Origin of the sequence: Rhodococcus marinonascens NBRC 14363 (assembly GCF_001894885.1) — a bacterium.
Classification (GTDB): Bacteria; Actinomycetota; Actinomycetes; order Mycobacteriales; family Mycobacteriaceae; genus Rhodococcus_F; species Rhodococcus_F marinonascens.
In genome coordinates, this window is sequence record NZ_BCXB01000006.1 from 73,188 (window position 1) to 87,236 (window position 14,049).

At 65.1% G+C, this 14,049-nt stretch carries 13 protein-coding genes; all 13 read right to left on the minus strand.

Features of this window, described 5'->3' with window-relative positions; genetic code table 11:
- Positions 1-9: 9 nt before the first annotated feature.
- The 13 genes from nuoI to RM2_RS06615 all read right to left on the minus strand — a co-directional run bounded on the left by nuoI (position 10) and on the right by RM2_RS06615 (position 14,041).
- Positions 10-588, minus strand: a complete 579-nt coding sequence (nuoI, locus tag RM2_RS06555) for an NADH-quinone oxidoreductase subunit NuoI (RefSeq protein ID WP_072688030.1) — start codon at positions 586-588, stop codon at positions 10-12.
- A complete protein-coding gene (gene nuoH, locus RM2_RS06560; protein ID WP_072688031.1) occupies positions 581-1,942 on the minus strand; it encodes an NADH-quinone oxidoreductase subunit NuoH in 1,362 nt (453 codons plus the stop codon). Before nuoH ends, nuoI begins: the two co-directional genes overlap by 8 nt.
- Complete coding sequence (locus RM2_RS06565; RefSeq protein ID WP_072688032.1) at positions 1,939-4,371, minus strand: NADH-quinone oxidoreductase subunit G; 2,433 nt, start codon at positions 4,369-4,371, stop codon at positions 1,939-1,941. Before RM2_RS06565 ends, nuoH begins: the two co-directional genes overlap by 4 nt.
- Positions 4,368-5,666 carry an NADH-quinone oxidoreductase subunit NuoF gene (gene nuoF / locus RM2_RS06570; protein WP_072688145.1) on the minus strand — a complete coding sequence of 433 codons (1,299 nt, stop codon included), beginning with the start codon at positions 5,664-5,666 and terminating at the stop codon, positions 4,368-4,370. The genes RM2_RS06565 and nuoF overlap by 4 nt, the downstream gene beginning before the upstream one ends.
- Position 5,667: 1 nt before the next feature.
- Positions 5,668-6,522, minus strand: a complete 855-nt coding sequence (gene nuoE, locus RM2_RS06575; RefSeq protein ID WP_084721660.1) for an NADH-quinone oxidoreductase subunit NuoE — start codon at positions 6,520-6,522, stop codon at positions 5,668-5,670.
- Between the two features lie 58 nt (positions 6,523-6,580).
- The gene (gene nuoD / locus RM2_RS06580) at positions 6,581-7,900 is read right to left on the minus strand and encodes an NADH dehydrogenase (quinone) subunit D (RefSeq protein ID WP_072688033.1); all 1,320 of its coding nucleotides are present in this window, start codon (positions 7,898-7,900) and stop codon (positions 6,581-6,583) included.
- Positions 7,900-8,550, minus strand: coding sequence for an NADH-quinone oxidoreductase subunit C (locus RM2_RS06585; RefSeq protein WP_245813764.1), 651 nt, complete (start codon positions 8,548-8,550; stop codon positions 7,900-7,902). Before RM2_RS06585 ends, nuoD begins: the two co-directional genes overlap by 1 nt.
- Before the next feature lie 77 nt (positions 8,551-8,627).
- On the minus strand, positions 8,628-9,182 hold the full coding sequence (locus RM2_RS06590; RefSeq protein WP_072688035.1) for a NuoB/complex I 20 kDa subunit family protein: 555 nt from the start codon (positions 9,180-9,182) through the stop codon (positions 8,628-8,630).
- Between the two features lie 49 nt (positions 9,183-9,231).
- Positions 9,232-9,591 carry an NADH-quinone oxidoreductase subunit A gene (locus RM2_RS06595; protein ID WP_072688036.1) on the minus strand — a complete coding sequence of 120 codons (360 nt, stop codon included), beginning with the start codon at positions 9,589-9,591 and terminating at the stop codon, positions 9,232-9,234.
- 216 nt (positions 9,592-9,807) lie between these two features.
- Positions 9,808-10,230: an Rv3143 family two-component system response regulator gene (locus RM2_RS06600; protein WP_072688037.1), complete on the minus strand. Its 423-nt coding sequence runs from the start codon at positions 10,228-10,230 to the stop codon at positions 9,808-9,810.
- Positions 10,231-10,328: 98 nt separating this feature from the next.
- Complete coding sequence (locus RM2_RS06605) at positions 10,329-11,537, minus strand: serine hydrolase domain-containing protein (RefSeq protein WP_072688038.1); 1,209 nt, start codon at positions 11,535-11,537, stop codon at positions 10,329-10,331.
- 165 nt (positions 11,538-11,702) lie between these two features.
- Positions 11,703-12,602, minus strand: coding sequence for a restriction endonuclease (locus RM2_RS06610; RefSeq protein ID WP_072688039.1), 900 nt, complete (start codon positions 12,600-12,602; stop codon positions 11,703-11,705).
- A 71-nt stretch (positions 12,603-12,673) separates the two neighbouring features.
- On the minus strand, positions 12,674-14,041 hold the full coding sequence (locus RM2_RS06615) for a chloride channel protein (RefSeq protein WP_072688146.1): 1,368 nt from the start codon (positions 14,039-14,041) through the stop codon (positions 12,674-12,676).
- Positions 14,042-14,049 lie beyond the last annotated feature (8 nt).

The window sequence follows — 14,049 nt, forward strand, 5'->3', positions numbered from 1 at the left end:
CTTCCCGACTCACCGCGCGTCCCCCGGCGCCTCTCCGTCCCCCGGCGCCTCTCCGGTCGTCTCGCCGCCCCCCGGTTCGGCTACCCCGGGCACAGTGCCGCGGTAGTAGTCCTCCGCCGTGGCGCCCGGGGACAGCGGGTGCGGCGCCTCGACCATGCCAGGTTCGAGTGGCGCCAACAACTGGTCCTTCTCGTAGATCAGACCCGCCCTGTTGTCGTCCGCCATCTCGTATTCGTTGGTCATCGTCAACGCCCGGGTCGGGCACGCCTCAATACACAGACCGCACCCGATGCAGCGCAGATAGTTGATCTGGTAGACGCGACCGTAGCGCTCCCCCGGCGAGAAGCGTTCGTCGTCGGTGTTGTCCGCGCCCTCCACATAAATGGCATCGGCCGGGCACGCCCAGGCGCACAACTCGCACCCGATGCACTTCTCCAAACCATCGGTATAGCGGTTGAGCTGGTGCCTGCCGTGATATCGCTCCGCGGTTGGCGTCTTCTCTTCGGGATAGAACTCGGTGTTCGATTTCTTGAACATCGTCGAGAATGTCACGCCGAATCCTGCGATAGGGCCGAGGAATTTAGGCATCGCTGTCCTCCTGAGTCGATCCGATGGAGTGCCGGCCGGCCGTGTTCGTGACTGAAACGGGTGTGCGGTGGAACGTCGGCAGCGTTTGGCCCGGCATCGGCGGTACCGGGAAGCCACCGGACATGGGGTCGAACGGCTCGAGAGTTTCCGGCGAGATTTCGGAGCGTACTTTCGGCTCGACGGGTTCCTTGGGCACTCGGGTGCGGCTCGGGTGCAGGCGCTTCCACAGCAGTGTCAGCGCGACGAGGGCAACGATCAAACCCGCGACAACGAGGGCGATCGACGAAACTTCGTAACCCTCGTTGCGGAATGCCCGGACCGTCGCGACGATCATGACCCACGCCAGCGAGAACGGGATGAGGATTTTCCACCCGAGACCCATGAACTGGTCGTACCGCAGCCTGGGCAGGGTGGCGCGCAGCCAGACGAACACGAACAGGAACACCCACACTTTCAGCGTGAACCACAGCACCGGCCACCAACCGGAGTTGGCGCCCGCCCAGAGGTCGAGCGGAAACGGAGCGCGCCAGCCGCCGAAGAACAACGTGGTGGCCAGCGCCGAGACCGTCACCATGTTCACATATTCGGCGAGCATGAACATCGCGAAGCTCAGCGAGGAGTACTCCGTGTGGAAGCCGCCGACCAGTTCACCCTCCGCCTCGGGGAGGTCGAACGGCGCCCGGTTGGTCTCCCCGACCATCGAGACGGCGTAGATGAGAAACGATGGCAGCAGCAAGAACACGTACCAGGTGCGTTCCTGGGCCGCGACGATGCCCGAGGTTGACATGGTCCCCGCATGCAGGAAAACCGCCGCGAAAGACAGTGCCATCGCGATCTCGTAGGAGATCACCTGCGCTGTCGAGCGCAGACCTCCCAGCAGCGGGTAGGTGGAACCGGACGCCCAACCCGCGAGGACGATGCCGTAGACGCCGATCGAGGTGGCCGCGAGAACGTAGAGGACTGCCACCGGCAGGTCGGTCAGTTGAAGCGCGGTGCGGTGACCGAAGATCGACACTTCGGGGCCGAAGGGGATCACGGCGAAGGCCATGAACGCCGGCACCGCCGCGATGATCGGCGCGAGCAGGTAGATCGGCTTGTCCACGCCCTTCGGGACGATGCCTTCCTTCAGTGCGAGCTTGATGCCGTCGGCGAGGCTTTGCAGCATGCCCCGCGGCCCCACCCGGTTGGGACCGACGCGCATCTGCATCCAGGCCATGATCTTGCGCTCGGCCAAGATCGTCAACAGCGGGGTCAGCACGAGAAAGACGAAGATGGCCACGGCCTTGCCGAGCACCAGCCACCACGGGTCGTGACCGAACAGCGTGGGGTCGGGGTAGACGGCTTCGACGGTCACTGCGCACCTCCCGAAATGACGACGTCGGAGTCGGTCGCCCGCCGGATGTGGACGAGGCTGCCCGTCGTGGCGGTCAACTGCCGGTACACCGCGGAACCGGGCGAGTTCATCGGCAGCCATACCACCTGATCCGGCAGATCGGTGATTACCAAGGGCAAGGTGACCGTGCCCCGTTCGGTGGTGACGGTCACCGAATCCCCGTCAGCGGCACCGATCTCGGAGGCCGACGTCGCAGACAATCGTGCGACCGGGGTGCGGCCCGTGCCTGCCAGATACGGTTCCCCGTCCTGGAGTCGACCCGAGTCGAGCAGCATCCGCCAACTCGCGAGCACCGCCTCGCCCGCACCGGGTACCCGTTGCGGGCGCTGGGGGTGGCGTGGTGGCGCCGGGAAGTCGCCGTCCCAGGCGCCGAGTCGGTCGAGTTCGCGCCGTGCGGCGGCGGCGTCCGGAAGTCCCAGAGAGGAGCCCATCTCACCGGCGATCGCGTGAAGCACCCGCTGGTCTGGCATCGCACCGGTGTCACGAAGAGCGGTGTCGAAATCGCGTGTGCGCCCCTCCCAGTCGAGGAAGGTTCCCGGTTTCTCCATCACCGGCGCCACCGGGAACACGACGTCCGCACGATCGGTGATCGCGCTGTGCCGCAACTCCAGACTCACGACGAATCCGGCTGCCTCGACGGCGGCCAGTGCAGCCTGCGGGTCGGGGAGGTCGTCGGCCTCGACGCCACCGAAAACCAACGCTCCGAGGGTCTTCGCCTCCGCCGCCGCGAGGATGCTCTCAATATCCCGTCCTGCGGTATCCGGCAGGTCCGCGACGTTCCAGACCGTGGCGACTTGCCGTCTCGCCTCGGGGTCGTCGACGGGCCGGCCACCGGGCAGAAGGTTTGGCAGCGCACCGGCTTCGAGCGCGCCCCGTTCGCCCGCCCGGCGCGGCACCCAGGCCAGCCGGGCCCCGGTGTCGTCGGCCAACCGGACCGCAGCGGACAGCGCCCCGGGGACGGTGGCGAGTCGCTCTCCGACCATGATCACCGCGCCCGGTTGCCGCAGCAGTGCCGTGACACCGGGATCTAGGCGTCCAGCACGGATCGCATCGAGGATCTCCGGTTCGGCGCCCGGTACGGCCTTCAGCAGCCTGCCGGACATCTTCTCCAAGCCGCGGGATGCGTAGGGGGTGATCGAGTACACCGGCAGTGCCGTCTTTCGCGCCGCCTTGCGAAGCCGAAGGAAGACGATCGGCGACTCCTCCTCGGGCTCGAACGCGGCGAGCAAAACGACCGGTGCATCGTCCAGGTCTTCGTAGGTGACGGCGAGTCGCTGCCCCGCCACCCGTGCGGCCAGGAACTCGGCTTCCTCGCCGGAGTGGGAACGGATCCGGAAGTCGATATCGTTGGTGCCGAGCGCGATTCGCGCGAACTTTGCGTAGGCGTAGGAGTCCTGCCACGTCGACCGCCCCCCGACGAGGACCCCGGCGCCACCCCGGGCCGCAGTCAGCCCCCGTGCGGCGGCGGCCAAAGCCTCGGACCAGGACGCAGGTGCCAAAGTGCCGTCTTCGCCGCGGACCAGTGGAGAGGTGATGCGGTCGCGCTCGGTGGCATAGGCGAACGCCCACCGACCCTTGTCACAGTTCCATTCCTCATTGACCTCGGGATCGTCGCCGGCCAGGCGCCGCAGCACCTTGCCCCGGCGGTGGTCGGTGCGCTGAGCGCATCCGCTCGCGCAGTGCTCGCAGACGCTGGGGCTGGAGATCAGGTCGAACGGACGGGCCCGGAACCGGTACGCGGTACCCGTCAGCGCACCCACCGGGCAGATCTGCACGGTGTTGCCGGAGAAGTACGACTCGAACGGTTCCTTGGCGTAGATGCCGACCTGCTGAAGTGCTCCCCGCTCCTGAAGTTCTATGAATGGGTCGCCCGCAACCTGCTCGGAGAACCGGGTACACCGGGCGCAAAGCACGCACCGCTCGCGGTCGAGGAGAACTTGCGTGGAGAGCGGGATCGGCTTGGGGAACGTGCGCTTGACTCCGTCGAACCGTGACTCGGCCCGGCCGTTGGACATTGCCTGGTTCTGCAGTGGGCACTCGCCACCCTTGTCGCACACCGGGCAGTCCAGCGGATGGTTGATCAGCAAAAATTCCATCACGCCCTTCTGCGCCTTGTCCGCGGCCGGCGAGGTGAGCTGAGTGCGAACGACCATGCCCTCGGTGACGGTCGTGGTGCAGGAGGCGAGCGGCTTGCGCTGCCCCTCCACGTCGATCAGACACTGTCGGCAGGCGCCGACCGGATCGAGCAGTGGGTGGTCGCAGAACCGCGGGATCTGGATGCCGATCAACTCGGCCGCGCGAATCACCAACGTGCCCTTGGGGACACTGACCTCGATACCGTCGATAGTGATATTGATGATTTCTGGGCTCACGGGCGCCTGGGCTTTCACGCGTGCACCCCCGCCATGAGGGTGGACTGATGCGGATCGAACGGGCAGCCGCCCTGCTCGAAATGTGCGAGGTATTCGTCGCGGAAGTACTGGATGGAGGACATGATCGGACTGGCCGCACCGTCAGCGAGAGCACAGAACGCTTTGCCGAGAATGTTGTCGGCGATGTCGAGCAGCTTTTCCAGGTCATCGTCGGTGCCCTCCCCTCGCTCCATACGCTCCAGAATCTGCACCAGCCAGTAGGTGCCTTCCCTGCACGGCGTGCACTTGCCACAGGACTCGTGCGCGTAGAACTCGGTCCAGCGCAGCACCGCGCGTACCACGCACGTCGTGTCGTCGAAGATCTGCAAGGCCTTGGTGCCCAGCATCGATCCGGCAGCACCGACGCCTTCGTAGTCGAGTTCGACATCGAGATGCTCGTCGGTGAAGATCGGCGTCGACGAGCCGCCGGGGGTCCAGAACTTCAGTCGGTGCCCGGCGCGGACGCCACCGGCGTACTCGAGCAACTCCCGCAGGGTGATCCCGAGCGGCGCCTCGTACTGTCCCGGGCTGGTGACGTGCCCAGACAGTGAGTAGAGCGTGAAGCCAGGCGACTTCTCGCTACCCATCGACCGGAACCACTCGATGCCGTTCACGATGATCGAGGGCACGCTTGCGATCGACTCGACGTTGTTGACGACGGTCGGTGATGCATACAGTCCGGCAACTGCCGGGAAGGGCGGGCGCAGCCTGGGCTGACCGCGGCGCCCCTCCAGCGAGTCGAGCAGCGCTGTCTCCTCGCCGCAGATATACGCCCCAGCGCCCGCGTGAACCACCAATTCGAGGTCGTAGCCGGTGCCCAGGATGTCTGTGCCGAGATAGCCGGCGGCATAGGCCTCGGCGGCGGCGGCCTGCAACCGGCGCAGCACTGGTACCACCTCGCCGCGCACGTAGATGAAGGCGTGCTTGGCGCGGATGGCGTATGCCGCGATGATGATGCCCTCCACGAGAGTGTGGGGCGTGGCCATCATCAGCGGAATGTCCTTGCAGGTGCCGGGTTCGGACTCGTCGGCGTTGACCACCAGGTAGTGCGGTTTGTCATCGCCCTGCGGGATGAATGACCACTTCATCCCGGTCGGGAAGCCTGCACCGCCGCGACCGCGCAGTCCGGCCTCCTTGACGGTGGAGATGATCTCGTCCGGGTCCATGCGCAGCGCCTTCTGCAGGCCCTCGTACCCGCCGTGGCCACGGTAGGTGTCGAGGGTCCAGGAGGATGAATCGTCCCAGTAGCGGCTGAGGACGGGGGTCAGAGGCATATCAGTCTCCCTTTCGTCCGTGACCGGTGACGGGTGGCGCTTCCGACTCCGGAAGACCTGTTACGTCCGCCGGGTCCGGGGCCTCCATACCCAACTCCCGGGCAATGCGCAGGCCGACCAGGGTTGGTGCGCCGGCGATGCCGCCCTCGACCGCGCCGGGGCGTTCGTCGGGAAAACCTGCCAGGATGCGGGCGGTCTCCCGAAACGTGCACAAGGTCGCTCCCCGACTCGGCGTGACCGCCCCGCCGGAACGTAGATCGTCCACCAGCGACCTCGCCGACTCCGGCGTCTGGTTGTCGAAGAACTCCCAATTGACCATCACGACCGGGGCGTAATCGCACGCCGCGTTGCACTCGATGTGCTCGAGCGTGATCTTGCCGTCCGGGGACGTTCCGCCTGGGGCCAGATCGAGATGCTCCTTCAGCGCGGCGAGAATCGCGTCGCCGCCCATGATCGCGCACAACGTATTGGTGCAGACGCCCACGTAGTAGTCGCCTGTGGGATCACGGCGGTACATCGAATAGAAGGTGGCCACCGCAGCGACCTCGGCGCCCGTCAACCCGAGCGTGGCGGCACAGAATTCGACCCCGGCCGGGGTGATGTACCCGTCCTCTGCCTGCACCAGATGCAGCAATGGCAGCAGAGCGGACCTGGAATCCGGGTAGCGGCCGACGATCGACGCCGCGTCCGATTCGAGCCTCACCTGCACATCCGGCGGATACTCCTCACGTGCACCCGGCCGGACCAGTTGCCCCTGTTCCTCGGGTCGGGGACCGAACTCCACGAACACAGGACCGCGGGCCGCTGCACCCGCGGGTGCCGCAGCCCGGCCTCGCGCCGTTCCCTCGTCACTCATTCGCTGCGCTCCCTCTCCCGCCGCACGAGCCGAACCGCTTCATCGAAAAGGCGCAGGTTCATCGGTCGACACCGCCCATCACGGGGTCGATACTCGCGACCGCGGCAATGACGTCGGCGATCATCCCGCCCTCACAGGTCGCGGCCACCGACTGCAGGTTGGTGAACGACGGGTCGCGGAAATGCACCCGATACGGGCGCGTGCCGCCGTCGCTCACCATGTGCACACCGAGCTCGCCTCGCGGAGATTCCACGGCGGTGTACACCTGCCCTGGGGGAACCCGGAATCCCTCGGTTACCAACTTGAAGTGATGGATCAACGATTCCATCGACGAGCCCATGATCTTGGCGACGTGATCGGGTGAGTTGCCAAGGCCGTCGGGGCCAAGCGTCAGGTCCGCAGGCCAGGCGATCTTCTTGTCCTCGGCCATCACCGGGCCGGGCCGCAACCGATCCAGGCACTGCTCGACTATCTTCAGCGACTCCTTCATCTCGTCGACCCGGATCAGGTAGCGGCCGTAGGCGTCGCACGTGGCGGCGGTGCTGACCTCGAACTCGTAGTTCTCGTAGCCGCAGTACGGCTGCGACTTGCGCAGGTCGTGCGGCAGACCCGTGGCGCGCAGCATCGGGCCGGTAATGCCGAGTGCCATGCAGCCGGTGAGATCGAGGTACCCGATGCCCTCGGTGCGGCCCTTCCAGATGCTGTTGTCGTTGAGAAGGTTCTCCATGTCCCTCAGCCGCTCCGGCAACAACGTCAGCAGTTCTCGCACCTTCTCGACCGCGCCGGACGGCAAATCCTGGGACAGTCCACCGGGCCTGATGTATGCGTGGTTCATGCGGAGCCCGGTGATCATCTCGAACACGTCGAGGACCAACTCACGCTCACGGAATCCGAAGAGCATCGCAGTGACCGCGCCCAGTTCCATACCTCCCGTGGCGAGCGCCACCAGATGCGAGGAGATGCGATTGAGCTCCATGAGCATGACCCGGATGACACTGGCCCGCTCCGGGATCTGCTCGGTGATGTCGAGCAACTTCTCCACGCCGAGGCAATAGGCTGCCTCGTTGAAGAACGGCGACAGATAGTCCATGCGGGTCACGAATGTGACGCCCTGCGTCCAGTTGCGGTACTCGAGGTTCTTCTCGATTCCCGTGTGCAGGTAGCCGATGCCGCATCGGGCCTCGGTGACCGTCTCGCCCTCGATCTCCAGGATCAACCGGAGAACACCGTGCGTGGACGGATGCTGAGGACCCATGTTGACGACGATGCGTTCCTCGCCGGATTCCGAAGTCGAATCGCCCGCAGCCGTCTTCACTGCATCGACGACCTCGTCCCAGTCCTGACCGGCGACGGTGTAGACGGTGGTGTCTTCGCTCATCACTTGTACCCCCGGCGTTCGTCGGGTGGCGGAATCTCCGCGCCCTTGTACTCGACGGGGATTCCGCCGAGCGGGTAGTCCTTACGTTGCGGATGGCCTGACCAGTCGTCGGGCATCTGGATTCGGGTCAGTGAGCGATGCCCGTCGAAGACGATGCCGAAGAAGTCGTACGCCTCCCGCTCGTGCCAGTCGTTGGTCGGATATATCTCGCTCAACGAAGGTATGTGCGGGTCGGCATCAGACACTGCAACCTCGAGCCGGATCCGGCGGTTGTGGGTGATGGACAGAAGCGGATACACCGCGTGCAGTTCACGACCGGAGTCCTGCGGGTAGTGCACCCCATTGACACCCAGGCACATCTCGAAACGTAGATCGGGTTCGTCCCGCAAATTGCGGGCGACCTGCGGGAGATGATCCCGGGGCACTTCGAAGGTGATCTCGCCACGGAAGACGACGACCCTCTCGATCGCGTCCTCGAAAACTACACCGGCCTCGGCCAACGCCGCATGGAGGCCGTCGGCGACCTCGTCGAAATATCCGCCGTAGGGACGGGGCGTGCTTCCCGGCAACAGGACAGGGCGAACGAGCCCCCCGTACCCCGACGTGTCGCCACTTCCCTGCACACCGAACAGGCCCCGACGCACGTCGATCTGCTCGGGAACGCGGTTCGCTCCGCTACCGGTCGGAACGACTTCGTCCCGGGGCGGCTCACCGGCCCCGGTGCCGCTCAACGGAGGAGACCCTTCATCTCGATCGTGGGGGTGGCAGCCAGCGCGGCTTGCTCCACTGCGCGCGCCACCTCTTCCCTGTGGACACCGAGAGGCATCTCCTGGATCTTCTCGTGCAACATCAGGATCGCGTTCAGCAACATCTCGGGGCGCGGTGGGCAGCCCGGCAGGTAGATGTCGACGGGGACGACGTGGTCGACACCCTGCACGATCGCGTAGTTGTTGAACATGCCGCCGGACGACGCGCACACGCCCATCGCGAGCACCCATTTCGGCTCCGCCATCTGGTCGTAGATCTGCCTCAGCACTGGGGCCATCTTCTGGCTTACCCGGCCTGCAACGATCATGAGGTCGGCCTGTCTCGGCGAAGCACGGAATGCTTCCATCCCGAAGCGCGCGATGTCGAAGCGTCCACCGGCGGTGGCCATCATCTCGATCGCGCAGCATGCGAGCCCGAAACTTGCGGGCCACAACGAGCCCTTGCGGAAGTAGCCCGCGAGCCCTTCGACCGTGGTCAACAGGAAGCCGCTCGGCAACTTCTCCTCGATGCCCATATCCGACTTTTTCCTTCCAACTTGCCTTTTGGACCGCGTTTGGGACCGATCAGTCCCAACTGAGACCGCCACGCCGCCATTCGTATGCGTAGGCGACGGAGACGTTGAAGATGAATAGAGCCATGGCGCCGAGACCGAAGAAACCGAGCGCATCGAAGTGCACGGCCCACGGGTAGAGGAACACGATCTCGATGTCGAAGATGATGAACAACATGGCAGTCATGTAGTACTTCACTGGGAAACGACTGGAGCCCACGCGGTGCGGCGTCGGCTCGATACCGCATTCGTAAGCGTCGAGCTTGGCGCGGTTGTAGCGCTTCGGACCGACGATCATCGACATGACCACGGAGAAGACCGCGAACGCGGCAGCGATTGCTCCGAGCACGAGAATCGGCACATACACATTCATGCCAACTCCAACTCCCCTCTTCACGGGTTGCCGCCCGATTCCGGACTGTCGTTTCCGAAGCTACGCTCTTGTGAGTTATCGCACAGCGTACAAGGCTTGCCGTCAAGCCCGCTCAGTTTGAACCAGCGAGTTACGGTAGATCTCGGGGCACGGAATCCCTATGCGGCACAGGCTGTTGGTCGGCCCGCGGACGCGGCAGGACCAACTCAGGAAAACCTAAGCGGAGAGTCGAGTTTTCAGGAGCGCGATGACCGCTTCCGCCAACCGGAGCGGATCGATCGGGTGCGGCACCGCCGCCTCGGCGCGCGACCAGGAGGCCAGCCAGGCATCGTCGGGGCGCCCGGTAAGGACAAGGATCGGAGGACACCGGTCGATCTCGTCCTTCAACTGCTTGGCGATCCCCATCCCGCCGGCCGGTACCGCTTCCCCGTCCAGAACGGCAAGGTCGATGCCTCCGGCGTCCATGCGCCGGATCACGACCGCCGCGGTCGCCACCTCGACGTACTCCAATTCCGGCAGGTCCGGGTGTGGACGCCTCCCCAGCGCCAAGACGACCTTCTGACGGGTGTTCGCGTTGTCGCTGTAGACGAGGACACGCAACCGGTCGGGGCGGGTCGTGTTGGCGGTCGCGTCGGTCACGGACTCGATGCTACCGGTCCTGCGATCTCCAGACCTGCGGCACGCGGTGATCGAAATCGGCGGTTCGAAATCGAATCGAAGTAGACGGATATGCTCGGTTACAACCTCTCGGCAATTGCGAGTGCGGTCGAGCCGAGCCTGGGCAGACGGAGGTCTGCGATGGGTGTCAGCATGTTGCCGAGCCGGTTGGTGACGAACGCGATCGACAGCCCCGTATCGGGGTCCGCGAATGCGCCGGATCCACCTAAACCATAGTGCCCGAACGTATTCCGGGGTTGCCTTCTTCGCGCCACCATCCCCGCATGGTAGCCGAGCCGCCAATTCATCGGGAAGCCCAGCACGTAGTCGCGCGTGGTCGTCTGCACCTCGCTCAGCTGCGCCACGATTTCCGGCCGGAGGAACTCGACGCCGCCAACGGTACCGTCGTTCGCCAGCGCCCCGTACATCTTGGCCAGTGCGCGGGCGCTGAAAACTCCGTTCCATCCCGGCATCACGCTGTCGTGGATCGCAGGGTTGCGGACGAGGAGGTCGAATCCGGCGGGCATGCCAGCGTCTGCCACGTCGCGCAACCCGGGCAGTCTCGACATCGCGAACGAGGTGGCCGCCCACGGAACGCCGAAGGGGTTGATGCGTGGGAACGTCCTTGCGATCCGGCCGCGCTCGCTGCGCGGCACCTCGTACCAGAATTCCTTCACGCCGAGTGGTTCGGCGATCTCGGTACGCACGAGTTCGGTGAATGGCGTGCCTGAGGCACGGGACGTCAGTTCGGCAACGAGCGAACCGAAGGTAACCGCGTGATATCCGGGTGCGTTCAGCCTCCGCCGATCCGGTTCGGCAGCCGCTAGTGCCGCGCTGACCAAGGAATGATCCATCAGGCTCAGCGGGCCGGGCACGAGCCCACGAACTCGGTGCAGCCCGGCACGATGCGTCAGCAGTTCGCGGACGGTGATGGTGTCCTTGCCCGCGACAGCGAACAACGGCCAGTACTGCGCCACCGGCATGTCGTAGTCGATGATGCCGCGGCCTGCGAGACGATGCAGCACGGTGGACGCAACACCTTTACCCGTGGAGAACGTGAGGGTGACGGTGTCTTCCTTCCATTGGGTGTTGCGGCTCGCCCAGCCCGCCCACACGTCCACAACGGGTTCTCCGTGCAGGTATACGGCCAATGCGCCGCCGCCCTGACTGGTGTCGTGGAAAAGCGCGAAGAACTGGTCGACGAGCATCCCGAATCGGCGGTCCACCAGCATTCCGGCAGGCACCCGCACTGTGCGGCCCGTCAACGGCCACGATGTCGTGGTAGTCATTGCGGCTTCTCTCGCCGTCTTTCACGTGAGTGAAATTCACGCTTAACTTCCTGTTTACACAATCACGGACGCGCGCGCCCGTTGCTTAGGGTCTGCGTGATCGCTTCGTGCCCATACCGCAACGGGAAAGTGCATCCCGACCTGGGGTTCGAGGCCTGTCGTCGATCATTTCGGTTCCAGAGAGTTGAAGTAGTCCGACCTGATCTCGACATCCTCGACGAGTCGCGTGGTGGTCTGGATGCCAAGCGAATGCTCCTTCAACAGGTCGCACAAGCGGTCGCCGTCGATGAGATCGATCGGCGGCGCGCCGTCCCTCTTCGACTCCGTCCGGGCGTCACCGGTGAACGTGCCGGTGGTGATGAGCAAGCCCTTCTCGCCACGGCCCGCCATCGCTCCGCGGAAATCACGCACCGCGCTGGCGCCGACACTGCCGCTGTAGCGCTTGCACTGAAAGAACACCGGGAAACTGAGCAGTGAAAGCTGATACACCCCGAGACCCTCGATGTCCCCATCTCCCCCGCGTGCTGTGACCGACGCGCTCGAGAATCCGGCCTCCCGCAGCAACCGTTGAGTCAACCGCTCGAACGCGGGCGGAGACATCTTGAGAACGGTGTCGAGTAGGAGGTCCTTCCAATCCGCGTCGTTCTCCGCCTCGGCGATGTTTGTATCCGGTTCGTCGTTTCTGCGTGAGGCGGCCTTCGCCGATTTGCGGGCCGCGTTTCTCTTGCGGTTCTCCGCGGAGAACTCGGTGTGCAAGGGGCGAATATCGCTCTCAGTCACCTCGCGACCCTTCTCCGTCACGCTCCACACTCCGCGCCGACTGTTGGTCAGTAGACCCATCCCCTTGAGGTAAGTGCGCGCCCAAGCCAGTCGGTATTCGATCTCCGTGCTCGGACCGTCACCGTGCAGCACCCCCTGCACTTCGGACGAAAAACCTTCGCGCTCAACGACCGCGCTGTCGAGTTCCTCGTTCGAGGCCGAGCCACCGAGAGCAATGGCAGCCTGAAGCGCCGGCCACAAGAGGTCAACGTACTGAGGAACGTGAACGGTCATGACCACAAGCATGCCGGAATCGACCGAGTCGCCCGCACACGGACCCCGATCCGTGTGCGGGCAATCCACGGACCCCGATCCGTTCAGCCCGGCGCCCGCTGCCGCCGTCGACCTTCATCCCTGTTCTCTACCTGAGACCGGTAGATGGTCTTTCCTGCCCGACGCACGATGAGGTAGGCAATTCCCACTGCAATCATCCCCGGCGCCAGCACCCCGATGCTGCCGGTCATCTCCGCCACCATCAGCATCACCGCCAGTGGGGCGCGCGCGATGCTGCCGAAACAGGCCATCATCCCGACGATGACAAATGGGCCCGGACTGTCCGGGACGCCGGGAGCCCACGGTTCGAGCACCCGCCACACCGCCGCGCCGGTGAATGCACCGATCACCAGGCCGGGCCCGAAGATGCCTCCGGACCCACCTGAGCCGATCGACAGCGAAGTCGCCAGGATCTTCGCGAACGGCAACGCCAGCACTACCCACAGGGGGATCGACATCAGGTCCAAGCGGGACATCGACTGCTGGATCCAGCCGTATCCGCTGCCGAGTACCTCCGGCAGCACCAGCGCCATCAGTCCGACCAGCAGTCCGCCGATCGCGGGTTTGACGATCCGACTGCCTGGAAGTAGACGAGTGAGATCTACTGTCGTGTAGAAGGTTCCACTGTACAGCAGTCCGATCAGGCCACCGAGGATGCCAATCATCGCGAACCACACCAGTTCGAGCGGCGCGACGAAGACGTACTCCTGCGCGGCATACCCGAAAAGCGGCCCGAAGCCGACGAAGCTGCCGAACACCGCGTAGCTGACGATCGACGTGAACAACGCGGGAACCAGAATGTCGAAATCGAAGTCCTCCCGGAACGGGATCGTGCAACACAACACCGCGCCGCCGAGTGGAGCGCCGAAGATCGCGCCGATGCCGGAGCCGATTCCGACTGCCACAGCGATCCTGCCGTCCCGCGGAGACAGGTTGAGTCGGCGGGAGAGCAGCGACCCGAATCCGGCCGAGATCTGCGCCGTCGGGCCCTCGCGACCGCCGGACCCGCCGGACCCGATGGTGACCGCAGACGCGACCAGTTTCACGAGAACGACACGTACGCGGATCATTCTGGGATCGCGGTGGACAGCGTCGATCGCCGCGTCGGTGCCGTGTCCCTCGGCTTCCGGAGCAAGCGTGAACACGATGATCCCCGAGACCAGACCACCCAGGCACACCACGAGTGGGATCGCCCACGGCCGCGTGAACTCCCTGCCCGCGGCCACACCACCGTCGCCTGCCGCGGTCGGTGGTTGGTAGCCCCCGAGTTCGACGAGCAGTAGATGAGTCGCCTCCGACAGGGCGAAGTAGAACACGACCGCCCCGAGTCCCGCAATGATCCCGATCGCGGCGCCCAGGACGAGCCATTTCCGCAAGTAGGTGGCACGCCGAATCCAGCGCCTCATGGGCATCACGATCT